Source organism: Legionella worsleiensis (assembly GCF_001467535.1).
Taxonomy (GTDB): Bacteria; Pseudomonadota; Gammaproteobacteria; order Legionellales; family Legionellaceae; genus Legionella; species Legionella worsleiensis.
In genome coordinates, this window is record NZ_LNZC01000007.1 from 36,725 (window position 1) to 59,225 (window position 22,501).

Here is a 22,501-nt window from a genome sequence, read left to right on the forward strand (position 1 = left end):
CGCTGGCGCTGCATCAAGGCTACCAGCTGTCCAAAGTTAAATTGAAATATGAATTAGAATTAGAAGGCTTTCGCCAAATTTAGAAAAAAAGTGCTGTTTTCTTGACCAAATATCTATTTTCAAGGAAAATATGTCACATTTAAAACAATCATGATTTTTTTGCTACAGTCAGTAAGTTGCATGCAGATTTGACATAGGAGCATAAAAGGTCTGTTGTAAACTCTAAGGATTCACTATGCGTTTTAACCCTTTTTCTTTTTTAAATGAAAGCAGAGACAATCCTCATGCCCGCACACTTCGTACCTCTTTCTCTGAAAAATTGGGCGACACTTTTTCTGTATTTTGTGGCGAAATATATCCGAGAAGGGAAGAAGCCAGAATGGGTTTGTTTGATTGGGCGACTTTGGGAATCCCCGCTTTTCTGGCGCGTTCTGAAGTGTATATGAGCAATTCCTATAATCCGTGGTTTTTGCTATTGAAGTTTCCTGTGTACGGTCTGAACAGAATGCTTGATATTTCCAGATTTCTGGTATCGGTTATTGCCACATTTACTGCTGCGCCTATTACTTTTCTGGCGGCAGGGATTGTGAGACTGGTTGACAGGATTCAATGTCCAAACGGTCTTGAAGAGGTTGGAATGGTACAGGGTAATGTAAAATCAAATTGGATGTCCTCTAGCAAACCTGTTAACGAAAGAGTAATGTCCTTAGAGCAATTATTTAGAGAATCAAGAAGTGGCATTAATAACATGTACTGTACAAAGATCACATCCGATCAAATTGAAATGCGCATTTCTGGACGTTCTTTCGAAGGTCCCTCGACGTATACATTCATGTGTGACAGAAATAACGAACATACAAATCGATTTTTTCGTTATAACATAGGTAAAATTAATAATACTCTGGAAAAAAGCTCACCGACCCCCTCTGTTAATCCTTAGTTGATCAGAAAAGTAGCCTTGATGGAGCGTGAGCGAAATCAAGGAATTACTCTCCGAATCGACCCATAGGATCAAGAACCGAGTCAGTCCAATTTCTGCTTGTTTTTCCTGTTCTTAAATAATGATGAAAATACAATACGAGTTGAATTAGAGATTAATTGAGTGCGTAGCATATAAAAAACCTTGATTTCGCTTACGCTGCATCAAGGCTACCAAATGAGAAAAATACACTTCGGGTTGGATTAGTTTTAAAGACTGTATCTGCATTTGATGAGCAATTATTGTGGAAAAATATCTTTTTTGATACAACGGTTGTTCATTATAATACATTTCTTTTTTAGCATTCTGTCAGAATTTAAGGTATATCCAAAATGCAACTCATTGCTCCTGCACTGCTTGTTAATGCGCTTGATCATTTTGAACTAAGAGAATTACTGATCGAGGATTTGACTCTTGCTCCTGCGGAAGATACAAACAGTTATGCCAAATGGATTATGGCATTTTGGCTGGGGTCAAGTATCACTCGCAATGCGTTGCTTGCTTCATTTAATAAAGAAACATTGGCTGTATGTCCTTATTTGGATTGGGGATATTTTTGTGTGCTTACTATAGACCGACATTTAAGTTTGTTGCAAAAAGACTCACAGGCGTACCGGATTTTGCATCGCATTTCAGCTTCGTTTTTTCTGCATTTCAATGAGCACTACACATGCTTGCAACAGGCACCCAAAGTTCTCTTTTATCCTTTAATTCATGGCGTTGGTGCCTTGTCTGTTATTCCTGATTGTTCAGTGGAAGAAAAAAAAATAGTGATGAGCGCCAAAATACTATGTGTCGAGTTACTCTCTCAATTAATGCGTTGGACACAAATTACGCCTTTTATGAATCCAGTAACCTCAACGCCTCTCTTTACCCCACGTCCTTTTTCAATAAAACATAACAGGTTTAATCTCAAACAACATATCACAGAGCTGTTAACTTCCAGCTGCATGCCTCTTCACCCATTTTCTCCTCAGTCGTTTGAGATTGAACGTGTAGCCATGCCCACTTTGAGCATCTATAAATTTTTATTGTCTGGTCATGACGGTGTTATTCTTGAAGGTCTGCGTATCAGGCAAAGGCAGAAACATTCTGATACCACAGTACTGGCTTTGGTTGGTCAATTACAATTGGAACATGGTTATATTCATCAGATTCAACATACTTTACCTGAATTTTTTAATGCTGAAGTGGTATTAATCAATCATCGTAATTTTTCTTTGCATGCAAGTAAACGAGCCGACACTCTTGGTGATATTGTTTTAGATGTCATTGCATTTGCTAAGCACGAGGTCTCTCGCAAAAAATCACTGGTATTATATGGAATGTGTGGTGGAGCAGGGCCTATGTTATTCGTAGCAGAGCACTTAATGAAACATCAGATCCCATTTAAAATTATTCTGGATAGATTTGCTGAAAGTTACAGTTCTTTTTATGATTATAAAACCATTAACAGGCGTAATCATCTGGTGAAACAAATCAGAAATGAAGTGTCTTTGTGTCACTTCCAGCACTCGCCATTTCTTTGGTTACTTCTTGATGTTATGGCCTATTGGTTTGTTTTGCTCGCTTTATGTATAGTGCGTATTCCTTCTCGTTTTGATTCTATTGTTCAACAAATACCTGAGTGTGATTTGTTGATATTGCAGGCAAAAGGGCCAAAAACGCTGCAGTCGCCATTATGCAAAAGTTCTGATAGTCGCAAATGCTCATCCAAGTTAAGAGCTGTCTTTGTTGATATGATGGTTCATCCTGAACATGAATTAAGAAATACCGTAAAAGACCAAAGAAATCAAAAAAAACTCGTGTTGAAAACATTAAAAAGAGATGCTTTAATGCTCATCTCCTGCGTTACCTATGATCCTGGGCTTGAGTGCTTGTTTAAACGTTTTAGGGATTTTTTTGATGCATGCCTTCAATGTATTGCCAATGAAAAATTGACACTTACTACCTCAGTCGAAACTGCTCGTCCTTTAGATATTCACTGTCTTCCTTTAACTTTTCTTGGTACTCGAAATCATCTTCCTGTGAGCCAATTTATTTATGGTTTTTATGCCAAACCCTCAATGCCATCTGCCCACTCGATTAATTTGTTAGACAGTTCGGTTATTGAGTCACTTATTAAACGGGTTGAGGCGCATTATTGTGATAAAGAATCTGAATACAGCAAGCAATTTTCATCTTTTCTGAATGCCTTTATTACTCGCATCAAAAATAATGCCAGTTTTATCGGAAATTTGGCAGATAGACTCGCTATTACAAGTCAACATAATCTGGTGTGTATTATTCAGGAGTTAAAAGATGGTGCACAACCAATTCGTCAAATAGAAAGTGAATCGAATTTCAATCAGCTCAGTAATCAACCAGGATAACAATTTACTAAAACAATTAAGTTTCATAATGAGTATTCTCTTATCCAATTCGTATAGTATTTTCAACATTATTTACGAACTGAAAAAAAAACCACGAATTAGGCTAACTCGGTACTTGATTGGAAAGTAATTCCTTGATTTCGCTTACGCTGCATCAAGGCTACAACCTGATTAATTAATGAACAAAACTCGGTGATTTTATCACCAACGGCTCTCCCCAAAAAATGTTTGGGAGAGCCGTTTTGCATGGTGTGGTGTCATTTAAACAGTTGGAGCAGGATTAGGATTATCCCCAGGTTGTGGTTGTGGGGGTGGATTATTTTTATTTTTAAGGGCCTGAATGGCTTCTTTTGCATAGCTGTTTTTGGCTGACTTGATTTCAGGTGCTTTTAATGTGGCAAGTTCCTGTTGAATTTCAGCCGCTCTGTTTTGTACCCGGCTAAAAGCTTCCGAGTGGTCTTTAAAGATTTCTTCAAGTTTTAATTCTCTACCTGATTTGTCGCAAATTTTGATTTTGTCCAGAGCAAATCCGGCTCTCACCGAACCTTCTATAGCTTGTCTTGCTCGTTCCATCAAAGTCTTGGGATCTTTAATGTCTATAGTCCAGTTGATTTTATCGTTTCCTTGAGTCTTAATCAGTTGCGATATTAACAGGAAATCGGTAAGCGGTTTTTGGGCAAGACTTTGATAATATCTTGGACTTAATACATCGAACTGAAATTTAAAAACTCCTGGCTGTTCTTGCTTTATCTCCATGCCGGTCATTGATTTAAAAGACTGAATGTCTCCCAGTTTGACGTTGGTCATTTTTATTTTTGCCCCAGTTTCATCGACATTCGCAAGTGCCACACTGGGTACATTGACCTTTTCCTCATTTTCCTCATTTTTTTTTCTGTTTTTTTCAGCCAAGTGTTCAAGCATTGCAACGTTATCGTTATGTGCTCTTTTGAGGGTTTCTATCAATCCCATTTGCCGGTATTCTTCAGCAGAAGCCTGATGAAGTTTATTAATCGAAGCAGAGGTTGATTTATCAAATTCAGCTAACTGAGTCTTTTGTGCATTGACCAGATCGTTGATCATGGTTGTTTTGATGTGAGCAAGTCTTTGATCTGCATCAGCATCATCTTTCTTTATACCGTAGACGGTTTGCAGGTTTGCCTTAAATTCTTCACTGTCAAATTGTTGTTCCAGATGATTTTTGTCCAAATCCTGTTGTGCCATTATCGCTGCTCTGGCTTTATCAATGTAATACTTGTAGGTGCTCAGTAGTGCTTCTGCACCAAACTTTTCATTGGGAATTTTCTTTACCAATTCTTTGAAGAATGTAATTTGATCATTGTATTTTTTCAAAGCCTTAGTATAAGCAGGTTCGGTTTTAAGTTGATTTGTCAGCGTATTTTTTATTGCTTTGGCAGCTTCTGATGCTTCTTTATTTTTACGGTCGTCCATTTTGTCAAAAATGGATGACCCATACAGGTCTTTTGATTTGATGAGCGTTACGGCATTGCTTTCTGTTCTTTGGGAATCCAATGTATTAAATGCCTGGTCAGCAAAGCTTGGATTATTTCCAAGCCCTATGATATTACGGTACGTTTTACCCAGATCTTCAATAGCTTTAGGTGTCAGCTGATTAATGTATTCATTGGAAAATAAATGTTTGCCGATTAACGGTATGCGAGTTAGTAAAGGACCTGGCATATGTATCTCCGAATCATGGGACGTGTTAATTAAAGTATAACATGATTTAATTAAGAAAAAATTATACCTTTATTAACGCAATTTTTGTTAACGCTCATCAGTTACTTGTGCTCCAGGCAGGTATTGCGGCATCACCAAAAAGTTGCTGCGCTTTTGTTTTCACTTTATCAGAGTTCAATGCTTTGACAAAAAGCTCCAACTGCGGTCTTTTTTCTGTGTTTTTACGAATGACGATGATGTTGGCATAGGGTGAATCTTTGCTTTCTGTAAAAAGGGCGTCATGGCGTGGATTTAGTCCTGCCGGCAGGGCAAAGGTCGTGTTAATAACTGCTGCGGCAACATCAGGTAGAACTCGTGGCAACTGAGCAGCGTCCATTTCTTTAAACTGCAGATTTTTGGGATTACTTTTAATTTCGGGTACGCCAGCGCTGGTTTCATCTTTAAGTGTTATTAAATGAGCATTTTCCAGTAATAAAAAAGCCCTCATTTCATTACTGGGATCGTTGGGTACGGCAATAATGCTGTTATCCGGTAGCTCTTCCAGAGATTTGTATTTTTTGGAATAAATGCCCATAGGATAAACAAAGGTTCTTCCTATGGCTTCCAGGGTATAGCCATGAGCGGCCATGGCTGCTTTGAGGTAGGGCAAGTGTTGATAAACATTAGCGTCCAGACTGCCATCTTGCAAGGCTTCGTTGGGCAGGTTGTAATCATTGAACTCTACAATCTTTATCGTCAACCCAAAGTCGTGTTCAGCTACTTCCTTGGCTGTTTGGATGAGTTCAGTTTCAGGTCCGGCAATTGTTCCTATGACCAGTGTATTGGGTGTGGGCTTGCTGCTGCAGGCAACCAGGCTGAAAATGAATACTAAACAACTTAAAATTCGCATGTGATATCTCTTCATTAATGGTGAGTACACCGTTTAGCCAAATAGTCTCCAGTCATTTGCATGAGCTGAACCAGTAGAATTAATACAAGCACTGTTGCAATCATAATGCCCGCATTAAATCGTTGATAACCGTAGTTTATTGCCAATGTTCCCAATCCGCCAGCGCCAACGGTGCCTGCCATTGCCGAGTAATTTATCAAGGTAATTGCTGTAACCGTAATGGCATGAATTAAGCCGGATTTGGCTTCAGGCAGCAGGATGTGACGGATAATCTGGTTGGGACTGGCTCCCATTGCATAGCCTGTTTCTATCAGACCGGAAGGTAAACTTTGATAAACATTATCAACCAATCGTGCAAAAAATGGGATGGCTCCAATGGTCAGGGGAACTATAGCTGCATTCATGCCAATAGAAGTACCTACAATGAGCCGAGTCAGTGGAATGATGGCGACCAGAAGAATAATAAAAGGAATAGAGCGTAATACATTAATGATTACCGAAAGTGTTTTATGCAATTTGGGATTATTTTTGATTCGGTGGCTTGCATACAGTAATGTTCCTAAAGGAAATCCCAGCAATACGGCAAAAAAGGTACTGGTGATCACCATGTAAAGTGTTTCACCAGTTGCATTGAGCAAATCAAAGACCATCGGGTAGGACATAACCTAATTTCTCCACAGTTAAACCGACATGATTGCAGCGCTCCACAAAGGCATCGAGCAATAAGGGGTTTGCAGTTAATTCCACAACAAGCACACCGCAGGTGACCGAATCAAATCTGTCGATGTTGGCCAGTAAAATGTTAATGTCTATATTCAGCTCCCTACTGGTTTGACTGATGAAGGGAACGGTTGCTTCTTCGCCCTGAAATAACAAGCGCAGCAGGGGTTTGTCCGTTGCATAAGGCGCCATTCTGCTGGTCAGGCAAGCAGGCAATTCGGGGCTGAGCCGGGCGTAGAGCATAGAACGAGCGAGGCTGTTTTGATTGTCCAGTACATTGGACAGCGCAGTTGTTTCTACTATGGAGCCATTGATCATCACCGAGAGTCTGTTACAGATTCGTTTGACTACATCCATTTCATGGGTAATGAGAACAACAGTAATGCCATAGATCTTGTTAATTTTACTGAGCAGGCTCAGGATTGCATCGGTTGTTTCAGGATCAAGAGCAGATGTTGCTTCATCACAAAGCAGTATTTTGGGGGAGCAGCTTAGTGCTCGGGCAATAGCCACTCGTTGTTTTTGTCCCCCACTGAGTTGGCCAGGGTAGGCATTTTTCTTGTCGGTTAATTCGACAAGAGGTAAGAGCTCATTGATTTTTGCACTGATGGTCTCTTCATCTATTCCCTGAATACGCATGGGCAGGGCAATGTTGTCATAAACATTTTTGGAATTAAGCAAGTTAAACTGTTGAAAAATCATGGCGATTTTATGACGAGCAGTGGCCAAATCGCCTGATGATAAATTCATGAGATTCTGGCCATCGATTAAAACATCGCCACAATCAGGACGCTCCAGAAGATTCATACACCGCAATAAAGTAGATTTTCCTGCACCACTTTTGCCTATAATTCCGAATATCTCGCCTTCTTGAATGAATAAATTAATATCCTGCAAGGCGGGTTTTCCAAAAAAGGATTTCGTTACTCCACACAATTCAATCATAACAATAACCTGGAATATGCTGCGGAAGACTTTGAAGAGGGGGGTAATAACTGCCCGCTTTAGCCGTTTTTTCAAAAAAGAGAACTTTTTTGAGCGTCCGCAAGCTGAATGTTCAAATCGACGCAAGTTGACATTATACACACTATGGCCTTTGAAATAAAGCAGATTGTTCATAAAATTCAACACAGCTGTTGGTTTCAGATCGGGTACATTATTGGCTTGCTGCGATAGAATCTCTCCCAAATTTTAGTATTGGGGATATTGTTTAAATTATGTCTAAACTTTTTATGGTTGATATTTTTCTTAAATTATCTATTCGCTGCGTCCACCCGCAGGGTAAAAGCATCTAAACGTATTATCTAAGACCAAGACGCCTACGTTCTGCGCTTTATGCGCAGAATCCAGATCTTTGCCTGCACTAAGATCGCATGGCTCCTGCGCATAAAGCACAGGACGTAGGCAAAAGGGTGGAGATTTATGTTCATAATTTAGATGCGTTTGCCCTGCGTCCACCCGTTCTCTTCGGATAAATAAATTCATTTTACCCGAAAAGGAAATGATGCTGGCGAATTAGAAAGTTGGAGAATTAACTGATTCTATTTTTTCTTCAACGCAGTTTGTTAGACTTTCACCATGAGCTTTCCAAAAAGCAAAGGTACCTTTACTCGCTTTCGAATAAATACCTAGTGTTAGAATATGGAAGATGTATTCTAAAAATTTAATTCCATTTGATGAATCACGACGATTTTTCAATATATTTTTGTTTTCTTCGGAAAGTACACTTTGCATATTGTTGATACGATCAGCTATGCTGTTCACAGTATTATCATTAAGATGGTTATTCATGGCGTTAACTATTTTATATTTATTTAAAGCCAACGAAAATTCATGAGTTAGTTGATTTGATAAAGTTCCTGAGGACGAGCATTCTATGCCAGAGTCATTAATATTAATCAGTTTATCAATATCAAGACTGCCATCCATATGATAGCACTCCTTTATAAACTTTTCTGGTATTTGAAGTGCGAGTTTAAGTATTGATTGCTTAATATGATTTTGATATTCAGAGCATTTTTTTGTCAAGGTAAGCAAAATATTGTTGACTAAAAAAATATTTAACTCTGACTCGTTATCAATGCAAATTCGTTCAAGAAGGTCTTTATTCTCTTCATCTTTAAGGGAAATTAGTTTTGATGTCTGATCAGAAAAAAGCGATGTATAGTAGGGGCCGCGTAAGTCTTCAACAATATTAGCGTATAACTGCTGCTGCTTAGAGTCTAGTTTTTTATTAAATGAAAACCGTCTTATAACAGCCAATGCAATTCGTTCACGAATAGCTTCTCTTTCTTTAAATTGGTTTAGTATATCAGGTTTATTTTCAGTGAAATGGCTTATTATTAATTCAGCATTATGTTTAATATTGTTATACATTACAACAGGGTCATAGGGTATTATATTGCATTGGTCAGTATTGAATGTATACCCATAAGCTGGGTTAGAATAAAAAATATTAAAGACTTTATAAATAAATTCCTCTAAGCTCATGCTGGTTCTAAATTCAAAGTGGTCATGAGTACCCTCTTTGACCATTACCCCTGATGCTGTTAACCCTGGGACGGCTTCAATAGTGTATGTTTTTGATTCATCAATATTTCCTGGAGTTATAATCTCATTTAACAGTGCGCCTGCATTGATCAATGATATCCCTTTATTTCTATTCAATACCGCTTTAAGTGCTCCAGGAACAATTGCTTCAAGATTTTTAATATAAGACTCAACATCCTGTTTTTCACTAAAATTCCAATCTTCATTGTCATTGTGCTTATTAAATTCACTTTTTACCGCTTCTAATAACTCTGATTTAATTTGAAGAATCTGAGGATGTTCGAGTTTAAAAAATCGATTAAAAAGGAGATTTCCTTCTGATTCTATGGCAAAACGAAAATTAATTGAATTTATAGATTCTATAATTTTTTGTTCTATGAAATGTTTTAAATATAACCGTAAAATACTTGCAGATCTTGGATTGAAAAATATTTTTTCTAAGTTAGAACACTCGCTGCTGTTATTCTTATTCAACAGTTCTGCTAAATTATTCACGATTGCCAACACTTGGTCATCAGATGTTTCTTTAAATAATTTAGGCAAACCTGTTCCAATTTTAGCTAGTTGATTATAGCTTTCCTTGGGTAGTAGAGATGCACCGTCTTTATCAATAAAATAACAATGAAAACGCTGGCCTTTTTTTATTAAACTCAGGTTTGTTCCTTCGCCAGAAAAATCTGAGTCTTGAACAAGAAATTCGCCTATATTAGCTGCAAACAGGTTCCCAGAAATTTTAATTTCTGATTGAGTTTCATTATCAAATATAACTTGTTTATCAACATCTAGCGTATAACGTTGTTTGATTTCCTTAGCTTGTTTGTTGTGCCCTAAAAACCCACTGTCAGGCCACCAATTAGTATAGGCTTGCAGGGGCATATATCCATCTATTGCACGGCTAGCCATCGTTATATTAGTTGTATTTTTCTCATCATTTATAACAGTTCTTGCTTTGGGTGTAGAAAAACCAATAGCATTAAACACTTCGAAGATGAAGTACTCATGATAGCTGCCCCGTTCTGCCAAATAATAAGCTTTTGGTTTAGATGTCTTGAGCGAGTGTTTAAAAAATTGACCTCGTGCACCATGTGTTCCACCAAAGACAGATCCCTTAGTATCCTCTTTAAACTGCTTTCTCGGCTTTAATAACGATTTAGTTATTCTATGGTTTTTTTTTATATCATTATCACGCATTTGATTTCCAATGGCACATAAAGATAACAATAATACCATGTGTTTAATTATGAATCAATATAATGCTTTTCCACTCATATACTCTAATAAAAACTTCCAATAGGTATCCCTTTGAGCTTAAGTGATGAATAATAATTTTGTATTACTCGCTCACTATATATCCTCTGAAAACAGTCTTGCCAGCGTAAGCGGCCAATCATTAGACATTGCCATTGAGATAAGTTGAGAGAACTCGCTTATACATTGTGTATTTCTGTAATCCTGTTGTCATCTTTTATCTTTCAGTATATGCTCAGGATCCAATCAGCATTTATTTATGACAGAGTGACTCTTATCGAAACGATAACCTTATGTTTTGTAAATAATTAGTCGGTTGTTTGTGGGTATCGAATCTTTGGTTTTATGAACACATTTTTGATTCAAATGAGTCATGTCACAAACGCATGCGGTGTTCATTAAACTGAAGTAATGGTAAGTTTTTGTTTTATTATGGAGAATGAAATAATGGATAATGTGTTAACCTGGTTACCTGATTTATTGGGCTTTAAGGCAGACCCGAGTGAGTATAGAAGTGCATGTTATCAAACTTACGGGGGTAATCCACCTCGTTGGGGGGGCGTTATGGACTCCTGTGCACTTAAGTCATCGGGCTACGAGGTGCTGTATGGTTTTTTTTCTGTACTTGGTGTGGGTTATTTAGTGATGTTGTTCCTGGCAGCTGCTGTGCAAAAAACGAATAAACAATTATCCCTTGAGGGTCCAGAAAGTAGCAATGAAGAAGGTTTGTCAACCTTAAGTCCAATCAGGTAAGGTACATTTGGATTTTTTTTAATTTTGCTCTGGCACTGCTTTTTGGTGCCAGAGTTTTTTGATATTTCTAAATGCTCAGAAATATATGTCATGAAGTATGTAGTACTATTTTTCCACCAACTTCATGACACAAACAACGAATCACAAAGAGTTAATTTAATAACTCTGTTCTGTTTTTAAAACACTCCAAAGCCTGAGGATTGGCCAGGGATTGAATGTTTTGTACCGGTTGGCCATGAACAATTTGCCTGACCGCCACCTCGACAATTTTGCCGCTAATGGTTCGTGGAATGTCCTTGACCTGCAGTATTTTGGAGGGAACATGCCTTGGTGAGGCATTTTCTTTTATAGTGCGCTTGATAAGCTGTATTAAATCCTCATCAAGGTTAATGCCTTCGCGTAATTTAACAAATAAAACTACCCGAACATCATCTTGCCAATCTTGACCTATGACGATACTGTCCATGACGGCGTCAACTTTTTCAACTTGCCTGTAGATTTCGGCTGTACCTATTCGAACGCCACCGGGATTGAGTACGGCATCTGAACGTCCATAAATGATGAGGCCGTCATGTTGGGTTATTTCAGCAAAATCACCATGAGCCCATACACCCGGAAAACGGGTAAAATAGGCATTGGTATAGGCTGTTTTATCTTTATCGTTCCAAAATCCTACCGGCATGGATGGAAAAGGCCTGGTACAGACTAATTCACCACGTGCCTGGTGTATGGATTTCCCTTCTTCATTAAATACATCCACGTCCATCCCCAAACCAATACATTGGAGTTCACCCCTATATACTGGAAGCATGGGATTGCCTAAGGCAAAGCAGGAAATAATATCGGTTCCTCCCGAAATGGAGCTGAGCTGAACGTCATTCTTAATGTGTTCATAAACAAAATCATAATTTTTGTGCAGCAGGGGAGAGCCTGTGGAGAGAATGCATCTGAGTTGAGATAAGTTGCATTGTTCGTTGGGTCTTACTCCTGCTTTTTCTATAGATGAAATGAATTTTGCGCTGGTTCCAAACACTGTAATACGTTCTTCATCAATCAATTTGAATAAGCGATCAGCTTCAGGATAGGTGGGTGAGCCCTCGTATAAAGTGAGTGTAACACCTAGCGCAAGAGCAGATACCGTCCAGTTCCACATCATCCAGCCGCAGGTGGTATAAAAACATAAATTGTCAGTATCTTGTAAATCGGTATGCAATCCCAATTCTTTTAAATGCTGGATTAGAGTGCCGCCCGCACCGTGAATGATGCACTTGGGTTTTCCTGTAGTACCTGATGAAAAAAGGATGTAGATTGGATGATTAAAAGGCAGAATTGCAAACTCACAATCCATTGCCGGTTTTAGGAAATCATTCCAATATAAGGCATCCTGGAGCTCGTTGATGTTGATTTTTTCATTAATATTGGGGCAAATCACTACTTGTTTTAATGAGGTAATTGCGGTTTTTAATTGAATAATTTTTTCAGCGCCACTATGAGTTTTTCCCTGATATTGATGCCCATCGCAAATAAACAATACCTTGGGTTCAATCTGTCCCAAACGGTCTATAGCCGCCTGTGCTCCAAAATCCGGTGAGCAAGAAGACCACACAGCTCCTAGAGAAGTCGTTGCCAGCATGGCGATTATTGTCGAGGGAATATTGGGCATGAGCGCTGCAACCCTGTCGCCAATACCTACACCAATAGCCTTGAGCCCAGCTGCGCACTGTGCAACTTCCTTGTACAATTGCCCATAACTTAGTATTTGTTTTTCATTTGCTTCGTTAATGCTGATAAGTGCTGGATGTTCATCTTGGCGTGATAATAATTTTTGTGCAAAGTTAAATCGTGCACCGCTAAACCAGTGAGCATCCAGCATGGACTCATAATAATTAAGTATTTGATGCGGCGGGGTATCAAAAGTGAGTTCAAAAAAATCGCACACAGTTTGCCAGAAGGCATCAGGATGTTTAACCGACCAACTGTGCAGATCATGGTAGTTTTCAAAAATCTGGCAATGTTGCTCCGCTGCAAAGCGCATAAATTGCCCCATGCGGGTATTTTGAGGGTTTTTAGGGGTCCATATTACTTCGTTCATGAATTGTTCTCTCTTGCTGTATACTTCCCTGATGTGTCCTATGAGCAGCAATCAGGCCTGAATGAAATGGGTTAATTACAGGGATTCGCCAGTAATGCATTGGCTACTTTGGATTGATTTTTGCGTCCCAATTGTTTGCAAATCATGTCTCCAGTCGCCACGATTTTAAATATATCAACTCCAGTATTTATTCCCAAGCCGTGCATCAGATATAACACGTCTTCGGTGGCAACGTTACCGCTTGCGCCTCGGGCATAGGGACAGCCTCCAAGACCAGCTACAGAACTATCAAAACGATACACTCCGTGGTGTAGCGATTCATGGATATTGGCAATAGCCTGACCGTAGGTATCGTGAAAGTGCATGGCCAACTGGTCTAAGGGGATAAGTCTTAAAATTTTATCCAACACGAGTTGGGTCTGTCTGGGAGTCCCAACGCCTATGGTATCCCCGAGCGATATTTCGTCCACACCCAGATCCAGCAATTTTTGCATAACCTCAGCAACTTTAGCGGGACTTACTTCTCCTTCATAAGGACAACCAAGAACACAGGAAATATACCCTCTGACTTTGACTGCGTTAGCTTTGGCCAAATCAAGAACGGGCTTGAATCGCTCTATACTCTCTTGAATGGAGCAATTGATATTTCTTTGGTTAAACGATTCACTTGCTGCGGTGAATACGGCCACATCTCGAACCCCTGCTTGTAGCGCTTTAATCATGCCACGTTCATTAGGAACCAGTGCTGAATAGGCTATGGATGGATTTTTTAAAATCGCACGATATACCTCTTCACCGTCCGCCAGTTGCGGTATGGCTTTGGGAGATACAAAACTGGTTGCTTCTATATGCTTTAGGCCTGTTTGACTAAGTTTATTGATGAGTTCAATTTTATGTTCCGTGGATACAAAAGAGGACTCATTTTGCAGGCCATCACGAGGACCTACTTCTATTATTGTCACGTGTTGAGGATAGTCCATATTAATCTCAGTAATTTATGAATCCGATTCACTGAGTGAAAGCAATTCCGCTCCTTCACTTACTTGTGCGCCTACTGTGTAAAATACATCCGCAAGTATACCATCTACTGGAGCATGAATGGTGTGTTCCATTTTCATCGCTTCCAGAATAATCAATCTGTCCCCAGCTTTGACTTGTTCTCCTGCTTTTTTCAAAATGGCAACTACTGTTGCAGGCATGGGGGCGGTCAGTTGACCTTTATGTTGCGACGCATGTGCATCCAGCTTATTCCAGCGAAAGCGCTCGATGTTTATTTGACCCTGACTGGAATATAAAGTCAGATTTCTTTCTTTGTTATCAACAGTCACTTGATAATGATGTTGGTTGAGCTCTACTTGTAAGAGATTGTCATTACAATTTGCGCTAATGAATTCCTCGTTATCTGCCAGCTTGAGTTTGAAACTTTGCTTGTCAATTGGGGTTACATATACTTCGGTAATATCTCCATCGTGTTGGTAACGCCAAACCCAGTGACTTTGAATGTGCATCTGCCAGGCGAAAGTGTCTTTTAGTAAGGGGTCACCCACCGAGTGCACCGTTTGCAAATAATCATAAGCGACTGCCAGACGTAGTGCCAAATGCCAATTCGGGGTTGATAACTCAATGTGTTCTTGTGTTAAAAAATCAGTACTCAGCTCGGCTTGAGTAAATTTAGGGTGCTGACATATGGCTTGCAAAAACGGAATATTGGTTTTTACCCCACCTATATAATAATGGCCAAGCGCCTGACTCAAGCGTTGCAACGCTTCTCCTCTGTTATTTCCCCAAGCGATTAATTTAGCGATCATGGGATCGTAATACATGGTGATATGAGAGTTAACCCTGACTCCTGTATCAATACGAATTCCTTCGCCATTGGGTTCTTGCAAAAAATTCAATTGCCCAATTGAGGGGATAAACCCGTTAAAAGGATCTTCCGCATAAATTCGACATTCTATAGCATGTCCTTTGGCCTTAATGTCATTTTGCGCCAGAGGAAGCGGTTGATTAGCGGCTATTTTAAATTGCCAGGCGACCAGGTCTATTCCTGTAATCATTTCAGTCACCGGGTGTTCAACCTGAAGTCGGGTATTCATTTCCATAAAATAAAATTGTTCTTGACTGTCAACCAGAAACTCAACTGTACCGGCGCCTCTGTAGTTAATTGATCGGGCTACTTCACAGGCAGCATCAGCTAATCTGCGTCTTAAGGAATCTGTGAGATTGGGAGCAGGGGCTTCTTCGATTATTTTTTGATGCCTTCGTTGAATGGAGCAATCTCTTTCAAATAAATGAACTACAGATCCGTGATTGTCAGCGATAATTTGTAATTCAACGTGACGGGGATTGAGCAGTAGTTTTTCAATGATCATGGTGTCATCTGCAAAACTGGCGAGCGACTCTCTTTTGGCTCCAGCCAGACACGCACTAAACTCACTTTCGTTATGAACGGCTCTCATGCCTTTACCGCCGCCGCCATTCGCTGCTTTGATCAGTACTGGAAAGCCAATTTTTTTTGCTTCTGCCAGCAATCGGTCTTCTGATTGATCCTTGCCATGGTATCCTGGAGTTAAAGGAACGTTGGTTTTTTCAAGCAGTTGTTTGGCCAGCTGTTTTGAGGCCATGGCATCCAGTGCTTCAATTGAAGGTCCTATAAAAACAATGCCGGCTTCTTCACAGGCTTTAGCAAATCCGGGATTTTCTGACAAAAACCCGTAACCAGGATGAATTGCCTCAGCCCCACTGTCTTTTGCTGCCTGAATAATATGATCTATATTCAGATAGCTGTCTTTTGCCACCGCCTCTCCAACATAACAGGCGCTGTCAGCCAATTGAACATGAAGGCTGTTCTTGTCTGCAGATGAATAAATTGCTACGGAATGAATCCCCATGGAGCGCGCTGTTTTTATGATTCTACAGGCTATCTCACCTCTATTAGCGATCAGAATTTTATTAAACATGCAAGTTCCTAGTTCCAGTTAGGTGTTACTTTATTTAAAAAAGCGTGCAGGCCTTTTTGTCCTTCAGCAGAAATACGTTTTTGAGCAATAAGGCTGGCTGTGTAATGAACCAGTTCCTCATCAATGTCTTTATTCGCTACATGTTGAGCCAGTTTTTTGGACATGGTCACTGCTTGAGGTGCGTTATTAATGATTTGTTTGGCGTAATTCAAAGTAAAGTCCAGTAATTGTTCTTCTGGGACAAGGTGTTGCACCAAATTAAGAGAGCAGGCTTTTGCTGCATCGAACACTTCAGCTGTCATAAACAGCATTTTTGCGTTTCGCTCTCCGATAGCTTTTACGACATAAGGACTGATTACTGCAGGTATCAATCCCAATTTTACCTCTGAAAAACAAAAGCGAGCGGAATGTGCTGCAATACTAATATCGCAGGCAGCTGCAAGTCCTGCTCCACCACCAAATGCAGAGCCCTGGATCATGGCTATGGTTGGTTTGGGGCTTTGATTCAGGGTGTGCATCAAGCGAGCCAATATCATGGAGTCTTGCAGATTTTGTGCTTCATCAAAGTCAATCATACTTTGCATCCAAGCCAAATCAGCACCAGCACAAAAATGCGCTCCATTGGCTTTGAGCACGATAACCCGGACACTGTCGTTATTGATTGCTGCGTCAAGCTGTGTTTGCATCTGTGTGAGAAGATGGTTATCAAAAGCATTGCGTTTGTTAACCCGGTTAATGGTTAACAAACAGAGGTGATCTTGAATTTCATAAAGAAGGTCGCTCATGTGTTTTATTCCAGTTACATGCGAAAAACGCCAAATTGAGTTGATTCAATGGGTGCATTTAAAGCGGCAGATAAACCAAGCCCCAGTATCATTCGTGTATCCTCTGGAGCTATGACGCCATCATCCCATAGCCTTGCACTGGCGTAGTAAGGATTGCCTTGTGCTTCATACTGGGAACGCAGCTGATTTTTAAACTGCTCTTCCTCTTCAATAGGCCAAATTTTACCTTGTTTGGCATATTTTTCGCTGTTGACCTGCGCCAGCACATTGGCAGCCTGCTCTCCACCCATGACTGAGATACGTGAGTTAGGCCAGGTCCAGATAAAACGGGCATTATAGGCACGTCCGCACATGGCATAGTTTCCAGCACCAAAGCTTCCGCCAACGATCACGGTAAATTTGGGTACATTGGCATTAGCAACTGCGGTAACCATTTTTGCGCCATGTTTAGCAATTCCAGATGCCTCGTATTTGGAACCTACCATAAAGCCGGTTATATTTTGCAAAAAGATCAAGGGAATTTTACGTTGACAGCACAATTCAATAAAATGGCTTCCTTTTAATGCACTTTCACCAAATAAAATTCCATTGTTAGCAATGATGCCAACTGGATAACCATAAAGTCTTGCAAATCCGCAGACCAGTGTTGTTCCAAACAAGGCTTTAAATTCGTCAAATTCGGAGCCATCAACCAAACGAGCGATAATCTCTCTAATATCAAAAGGTTTTCTGGGATCACTGGGGACAATTCCGTTAAGTTCTTTAGGATCGTAAAGTGGCTCTTTTGTTTGGGTGCGTGTAATGGTTTCAATCTTTTTTCTGTTCAGGTTTTCTACGGCAATACGTGCCAGATGCAGGGCATGAGCATCGTTTTCTGCATAGTGATCTGCAACGCCTGAGTGTCGGCAATGTACTTCTGCGCCGCCCAGTTCTTCCGCACTAATCACCTCACCAGTGGCCGCTTTAACTAAAGGAGGGCCGCCCAGAAAAATAGTGGCCTGATTTTTAACCATGATGGATTCGTCCGCCATTGCAGGAACATAGGCTCCGCCAGCGGTGCATGATCCCATAACTACCGCAATTTGTGGGATGTTTCGGGCAGACATTTGAGCCTGGTTATAAAAAATCCGGCCAAAATGATCTCTATCAGGGAAGACTTCATCTTGAAGAGGTAAAAAAGCGCCACCCGAATCTACAAGATAAATACAGGGCAGATTATTGGCAAGGGCTATTTCTTGAGCTCTTAAGTGTTTTTTAACGGTAAGCGGGTAGTAGGTACCCCCTTTTACCGTAGCATCATTGACCACAATAACGCATTCAGTTCCAGATACTCTTCCTATACCGGCAATAACGCCTGCGGCCGGAATGTTGTCCTCATAAACCTGATAGGCTGCAAGTTGTGATAATTCAAGAAACGGACTACCAGGGTCCAATAATTGATGCAGACGTTCTCTGGGCAGTAATTTACCATGCTGCAAGTGTCGGGAGCGGGCTTTTTCATCGCCACCCAAGGCGATTTCCTTGATTCTGTTACGAAGCTCATCCACCAGAATCTGCATTGCAGCCTGATTGCTTTTAAATTCCTGACTGCCCGTGTTGATTTGACTGATTAGTTGTGCCATGCCTGAGTCCTTAACGAATCAAAATAACGCTCAATACGATGATGGTCCAGATTACCCAGACAACAGCAATAAAATGAGGCATCTCTCGGCCTTTGATAGCCCTGTAAAGAAGGGCGGGTATTGCCGTGATCACTATGGGCATAAACATCAATACCAGCACTTTTCTTATAATTAATCCCCATCCAGTCTGGCTGAATATTGGTGTTAATTTCAGATTGATGTAGGTAAATAACAGATCAATGTAAACAATAAGCAGGTGCGCATATCTGGCAAAGATTACAACCAGAACGCTCAATAAGAGATAAATAAGACTTTGTCGTAGCATGTACATCCTTTATTTTTATTATTAACTGTTCGCCACAATTTTAACATGAATCTTTGACGCCAACGAAGTGAACGGTACTATGAAAAGAAGCATGGTTAAATCCACGCTTCTTTTCATAGTGTCCATCACCTGGATAGGCACGGCATTAGAACGATTCACTATAGGGTGAGGTATAAGTGAATTTTTGCTTGGTTACATCAGTTCAATAGCCATAGCCGTTGCTTCACCGCCACCAATACACAAAGAAGCAACACCACGTTTTTTGCCTTGTTGTTTTAATGCATGCAATAAAGTAACCAGTATACGTGCACCTGAAGCACCTATAGGATGACCCAGAGCACATGCGCCACCATGAATATTAACGTGTTCAGGGTTTAATTCAAGTTGCGATATTGCTGCCATGGTGACTACTGCGAACGCTTCGTTTATTTCATAAAGATCAACATCATTTTGTTTCCATGATGCTTTGTTCATTACTTTACGAATGGCGTCTACAGGGGCAGTTGTAAACCATTGAGGCGCTTGAGCATGACTGGCATGAGCAACTATTCTTGCCAAAGGAGAGATACCACGCTTTTCCGCATTGGCCGCACTCATCAGGATAAGGCTTGCCGCACCATCTGAAATAGAACTGGAGTTGGCTGCTGTCACCGTACCGTCTGATTGGAAGGCTGGTTTTAATTGTGACATTTTAGTCAGTTTTGCAGGATCAGGACCTTCATCCGCACTTACAGTTACGTCACCTTTACGGGTAGTTAAGGTCACAGGAACAATTTCATCTCTAAATGCGCCACTTTCCATAGCTTTAAGTGCATTGGTCATAGAGCGGATTGCAAATTCATCCTGCTGTTCTCTGGAGAAATTGAAATGTTTGGCAGTTGTTTCTGCAAAACATCCCATCAACTGTCCTTTTTCATAGGCATCTTCAAGTCCGTCAAGGAACATGTGATCTTTCAGCTCACCATGTCCCAGTCTATAACCTGAACGTGCTTTTGCGAGTAGATATGGCGCATTACTCATACTTTCCATTCCACTTGCCAGAATAACTTGTGCTGATCCTGCTTTAATCAAGTCATGTGCCAACATGGCGGCTTTCATTCCCGAACCACACATTTTATTGATGGTTGTGGCACCAGCAGAATTGGGTATTCCTGCCTTGATTGCAGCTTGTCTTGCAGGCGCTTGTCCTATTCCAGCCTGGAGTACGCAACCGCTAATGACTTCATCGATTTCTGCAGGGGTAAGTCCTGATTGAGTTAACGCAGCCATGTGAGCTATTGCGCCAAGCTCTGGTGCTGAAAGAGCAGAAAGCGAACCTAACATCGCTCCCATAGGAGTCCTTTTTGCTGCTACGATTACCACATCGTTTTGTTCCATGTCACTATTCCTTATGCAGTTTCTTTAAAAAGTTCACGACCTATCAACATTCTTCTGATTTCAGACGTGCCAGCTCCAATTTCATACAGTTTGGCGTCTCGTAACAATCGTCCTGTGGGGTATTCGTTAATGTATCCGTTACCACCCAGGGTTTGAATTGCCTGAAGCGCCATTTGTGTTGCTTTTTCTGCAGTATATAAAATAACGCCTGCTGCATCTTTACGACTTACCATACCGTTGTCACAGGCTTTTGCAACGGCATACAGATATGCTCTGGATGCGCTAAGTTCTGTGTACATATCGGCAAGTTTACCCTGGATAAACTGAAACTCTCCAATTGCCTGATTAAATTGTTTGCGTTCATGCACGTAGGGCAAAACAACATCCATGCATGCTTGCATAATGCCCACAGGGCCTGCTGCAAGAATAGTGCGTTCGTAATCAAGGCCACTCATTAAAACCTGAACACCCTGATTGACTTCTCCAAGGACGTTTTCAGCCGGAACTTCGCACTGTTCGAAAACCAGTTCACAGGTATTGGAACCTCTCATGCCCAGTTTATCGAGCTTTTGGGCCGTTCTAAAGCCAGCCATTCCTTTTTCTATCAGAAAAGCAGTGATGCCTTTACTTCCCGCCTGCTTGTCTGTTTTGGCGTAGACCACCAGAACGTCGGCATCTGGCCCGTTGGTTATCCACATTTTGGTGCCATCCAGAATGTATTTATCACCATGCGAACGAGCCTGGAGTTGCATGCTGACTACGTCTGAGCCTGAGTTTGACTCACTCATGGCCAGAGCGCCAATATATTCTCCGCTTATAAGCTTAGGCAGATATTTTTCTTTTTGCGAATTGTTTCCGTTCAGGTAGATTTGATTCACACACAAATTGGAGTGAGCGCCATAACTCAATCCTACCGAAGCTGATGCCCTGGAAATTTCTTCCATGGCTATGGCATGCGCCAGATACCCCATATTGGCACCGCCGTATTCTTCACTGACTGTGATCCCTAACAATCCCAAATCACCTAATTTTCGCCATAATTGATTGGGGAATGTATTGCTTTCGTCAATGTGGGCTGCCAGAGGAGCGATTTCTGTGCGGGCGAATTGGTAGACCGTGTCTCTTAACATGTCATAGGTTTCACCCAGTTGATACTTTAGTCCGTTGTGCATGGATTATATCCTGTTGATTTTACAAATACTCAAGACTATACCCAATCGATTCGGCCTTGTCCATTCACTGGCGGTTTCTAACACAGTGTATTTTAAAAAGACTCTTTACCACGGTTAAAAAATAACCTAATCTTAAGCCGAAACACTACTTTTGGGTCGTGATAAGTTTTTCCTGAATTCATGGCAGATAACTCTGTGATGAAATTGAGCACGGAATTCAGGTTCATAGAGGAGAGTTGCTCATGCGTAATCTGGTTTTATGGGGGCACGATGTCAATGAATACAAAGAAATGTTTGATTTGTCAGAAGAAGAAATTCATACAAAGATTTTAGAATTTGGCTGTGGCCCTAGTGCAGTAAACACTCAGCTTAATAAAAAAAATATTGAGGTGGTTAGTTGCGATCCTTTGTTTGTTTTGGATAAAGATACTTTATATTCAAAATCAGTGTTGATTTTTTCCCAAATGGCAGAAGAAATTAAAGCGGTACAAGACCATTTTGATTTTAGCCAAAGCGGTGGTTTTGAACACTTGCTTGCCAAACGAAAAGCGGGATTTGAACAGTTTTTTGCCGATTATCCGCAGGGAAAGACCGAAGGAAGATACTTGGGCGTTAACGATTGTCAATTACCTTTTGCTGATTTTACTTTTGATTTTGCTTTGTGTTCTCATTATTTATTCGCTGATTTGGAGAATCAATCGGTAGCGTTTCATTTGGATGTACTGCGTGAGCTGGCTCGAGTGGCAAAAGAAGTCAGAATTTTTCCTTTGATCGACAAAGACGGAAATACTTCGCCTTTTCTGGGGCCTGTATTACTTAGCCTGCAACAGGAAAACTACGGTATTGAGGTACGAGAAGTCGCCTTTCATTTACAGAAATCAGGTAATGCCATGTTAAGAGTATGGGCTCAGGAATGTAAGGTTTAGAGGATGCAGTGGTTTGCATGAATTATGGTTTTA

General features: G+C 40.6%; 18 protein-coding genes. 4 read left to right on the forward strand and 14 right to left on the reverse strand.

Translation table 11 applies throughout. The features are described from left to right. Nucleotides 1-235 precede the first annotated feature (235 nt). Entirely contained in the window at nt 236-940 is a 705-nt protein-coding gene (locus Lwor_RS04390) for a hypothetical protein (RefSeq protein WP_058492695.1), read from the forward strand. Nucleotides 941-1,311: 371 nt separating this feature from the next. Next, complete coding sequence (locus Lwor_RS04400) at nt 1,312-3,351, forward strand: hypothetical protein (RefSeq protein ID WP_058492697.1); 2,040 nt, start codon at nt 1,312-1,314, stop codon at nt 3,349-3,351. A 98-nt stretch (nt 3,352-3,449) separates the two neighbouring features. Here the strand turns inward: Lwor_RS04400 and Lwor_RS13700 are convergent, their stop codons facing one another. The 6 genes from Lwor_RS13700 to Lwor_RS04430 form a co-directional block, all read right to left on the reverse strand. After that, complete coding sequence (locus tag Lwor_RS13700) at nt 3,450-3,599, reverse strand: hypothetical protein (protein ID WP_157063126.1); 150 nt, start codon at nt 3,597-3,599, stop codon at nt 3,450-3,452. A 13-nt stretch (nt 3,600-3,612) separates the two neighbouring features. Beyond that, nucleotides 3,613-5,049, reverse strand: coding sequence for a hypothetical protein (locus Lwor_RS04405; protein ID WP_058492698.1), 1,437 nt, complete (start codon nt 5,047-5,049; stop codon nt 3,613-3,615). Nucleotides 5,050-5,146: 97 nt separating this feature from the next. Next, nucleotides 5,147-5,938, reverse strand: coding sequence for a MetQ/NlpA family ABC transporter substrate-binding protein (locus tag Lwor_RS04410; protein WP_083501573.1), 792 nt, complete (start codon nt 5,936-5,938; stop codon nt 5,147-5,149). Between the two features lie 14 nt (nt 5,939-5,952). Further along, nucleotides 5,953-6,600: a methionine ABC transporter permease gene (locus Lwor_RS04415; protein ID WP_058492700.1), complete on the reverse strand. Its 648-nt coding sequence runs from the start codon at nt 6,598-6,600 to the stop codon at nt 5,953-5,955. Beyond that, entirely contained in the window at nt 6,578-7,603 is a 1,026-nt protein-coding gene (locus tag Lwor_RS04420) for a methionine ABC transporter ATP-binding protein (RefSeq protein WP_058492701.1), read from the reverse strand. The genes Lwor_RS04415 and Lwor_RS04420 overlap by 23 nt, the downstream gene beginning before the upstream one ends. Before the next feature lie 570 nt (nt 7,604-8,173). Beyond that, the gene (locus tag Lwor_RS04430) at nt 8,174-10,399 is read right to left on the reverse strand and encodes a hypothetical protein (protein ID WP_147279876.1); all 2,226 of its coding nucleotides are present in this window, start codon (nt 10,397-10,399) and stop codon (nt 8,174-8,176) included. Nucleotides 10,400-10,903: 504 nt separating this feature from the next. On the opposite strand from Lwor_RS04430, the gene Lwor_RS04435 reads away from it, so the two are divergent. Further along, complete coding sequence (locus Lwor_RS04435) at nt 10,904-11,209, forward strand: hypothetical protein (protein WP_058492704.1); 306 nt, start codon at nt 10,904-10,906, stop codon at nt 11,207-11,209. Nucleotides 11,210-11,360: 151 nt separating this feature from the next. Here Lwor_RS04435 and Lwor_RS04440 read toward each other — a convergent pair whose 3' ends face one another. The 8 genes from Lwor_RS04440 to Lwor_RS04475 form a co-directional block, all read right to left on the reverse strand. After that, a complete protein-coding gene (locus Lwor_RS04440; RefSeq protein WP_058492705.1) occupies nt 11,361-13,301 on the reverse strand; it encodes an acetoacetate--CoA ligase in 1,941 nt (646 codons plus the stop codon). A 71-nt stretch (nt 13,302-13,372) separates the two neighbouring features. Next, nucleotides 13,373-14,281, reverse strand: a complete 909-nt coding sequence (locus Lwor_RS04445) for a hydroxymethylglutaryl-CoA lyase (protein WP_058492706.1) — start codon at nt 14,279-14,281, stop codon at nt 13,373-13,375. A gap of 15 nt (nt 14,282-14,296) precedes the next feature. Beyond that, the gene (locus Lwor_RS04450) at nt 14,297-16,261 is read right to left on the reverse strand and encodes an acetyl/propionyl/methylcrotonyl-CoA carboxylase subunit alpha (protein WP_058492707.1); all 1,965 of its coding nucleotides are present in this window, start codon (nt 16,259-16,261) and stop codon (nt 14,297-14,299) included. A gap of 8 nt (nt 16,262-16,269) precedes the next feature. Beyond that, complete coding sequence (locus tag Lwor_RS04455; protein WP_058492708.1) at nt 16,270-17,046, reverse strand: enoyl-CoA hydratase-related protein; 777 nt, start codon at nt 17,044-17,046, stop codon at nt 16,270-16,272. A 14-nt stretch (nt 17,047-17,060) separates the two neighbouring features. Then, nucleotides 17,061-18,668: a carboxyl transferase domain-containing protein gene (locus Lwor_RS04460; RefSeq protein WP_058492709.1), complete on the reverse strand. Its 1,608-nt coding sequence runs from the start codon at nt 18,666-18,668 to the stop codon at nt 17,061-17,063. A gap of 10 nt (nt 18,669-18,678) precedes the next feature. Further along, nucleotides 18,679-18,993 (reverse strand): hypothetical protein, encoded by a 315-nt coding sequence (locus tag Lwor_RS04465; protein WP_058492710.1) that lies wholly within the window; start codon nt 18,991-18,993, stop codon nt 18,679-18,681. Nucleotides 18,994-19,185: 192 nt separating this feature from the next. After that, nucleotides 19,186-20,370 carry a thiolase family protein gene (locus Lwor_RS04470; RefSeq protein ID WP_058492711.1) on the reverse strand — a complete coding sequence of 395 codons (1,185 nt, stop codon included), beginning with the start codon at nt 20,368-20,370 and terminating at the stop codon, nt 19,186-19,188. An 11-nt stretch (nt 20,371-20,381) separates the two neighbouring features. Continuing rightward, complete coding sequence (locus tag Lwor_RS04475) at nt 20,382-21,542, reverse strand: isovaleryl-CoA dehydrogenase (protein ID WP_058492712.1); 1,161 nt, start codon at nt 21,540-21,542, stop codon at nt 20,382-20,384. 242 nt (nt 21,543-21,784) lie between these two features. On the opposite strand from Lwor_RS04475, the gene Lwor_RS04480 reads away from it, so the two are divergent. After that, nucleotides 21,785-22,468 carry a class I SAM-dependent methyltransferase gene (locus tag Lwor_RS04480; protein WP_058492713.1) on the forward strand — a complete coding sequence of 228 codons (684 nt, stop codon included), beginning with the start codon at nt 21,785-21,787 and terminating at the stop codon, nt 22,466-22,468. Nucleotides 22,469-22,501 lie beyond the last annotated feature (33 nt).

Bases quoted from the DNA above. Each gene is read 5' to 3' on its own strand.
- Lwor_RS04405 (WP_058492698.1), bottom strand. From the start codon at position 5,049: ATGCCAGGTCCTTTACTAACTCGCATACCGTTAATCGGCAAACATTTA.
- Lwor_RS04450 (WP_058492707.1), bottom strand. From the start codon at position 16,261: ATGTTTAATAAAATTCTGATCGCTAATAGAGGTGAGATAGCCTGTAGA.
- Lwor_RS04480 (WP_058492713.1), top strand. From the start codon at position 21,785: ATGCGTAATCTGGTTTTATGGGGGCACGATGTCAATGAATACAAAGAA.
- Lwor_RS04445 (WP_058492706.1), bottom strand. From the start codon at position 14,281: ATGGACTATCCTCAACACGTGACAATAATAGAAGTAGGTCCTCGTGAT.
- Lwor_RS13700 (WP_157063126.1), bottom strand. From the start codon at position 3,599: ATGCAAAACGGCTCTCCCAAACATTTTTTGGGGAGAGCCGTTGGTGAT.
- Lwor_RS04440 (WP_058492705.1), bottom strand. From the start codon at position 13,301: ATGAACGAAGTAATATGGACCCCTAAAAACCCTCAAAATACCCGCATG.
- Lwor_RS04415 (WP_058492700.1), bottom strand. From the start codon at position 6,600: ATGTCCTACCCGATGGTCTTTGATTTGCTCAATGCAACTGGTGAAACA.
- Lwor_RS04435 (WP_058492704.1), top strand. From the start codon at position 10,904: ATGGATAATGTGTTAACCTGGTTACCTGATTTATTGGGCTTTAAGGCA.
- Lwor_RS04455 (WP_058492708.1), bottom strand. From the start codon at position 17,046: ATGAGCGACCTTCTTTATGAAATTCAAGATCACCTCTGTTTGTTAACC.
- Lwor_RS04465 (WP_058492710.1), bottom strand. From the start codon at position 18,993: ATGCTACGACAAAGTCTTATTTATCTCTTATTGAGCGTTCTGGTTGTA.
- Lwor_RS04475 (WP_058492712.1), bottom strand. From the start codon at position 21,542: ATGCACAACGGACTAAAGTATCAACTGGGTGAAACCTATGACATGTTA.
- Lwor_RS04430 (WP_147279876.1), bottom strand. From the start codon at position 10,399: ATGCGTGATAATGATATAAAAAAAAACCATAGAATAACTAAATCGTTA.
- Lwor_RS04420 (WP_058492701.1), bottom strand. From the start codon at position 7,603: ATGATTGAATTGTGTGGAGTAACGAAATCCTTTTTTGGAAAACCCGCC.
- Lwor_RS04400 (WP_058492697.1), top strand. From the start codon at position 1,312: ATGCAACTCATTGCTCCTGCACTGCTTGTTAATGCGCTTGATCATTTT.
- Lwor_RS04410 (WP_083501573.1), bottom strand. From the start codon at position 5,938: ATGCGAATTTTAAGTTGTTTAGTATTCATTTTCAGCCTGGTTGCCTGC.
- Lwor_RS04390 (WP_058492695.1), top strand. From the start codon at position 236: ATGCGTTTTAACCCTTTTTCTTTTTTAAATGAAAGCAGAGACAATCCT.
- Lwor_RS04460 (WP_058492709.1), bottom strand. From the start codon at position 18,668: ATGGCACAACTAATCAGTCAAATCAACACGGGCAGTCAGGAATTTAAA.
- Lwor_RS04470 (WP_058492711.1), bottom strand. From the start codon at position 20,370: ATGGAACAAAACGATGTGGTAATCGTAGCAGCAAAAAGGACTCCTATG.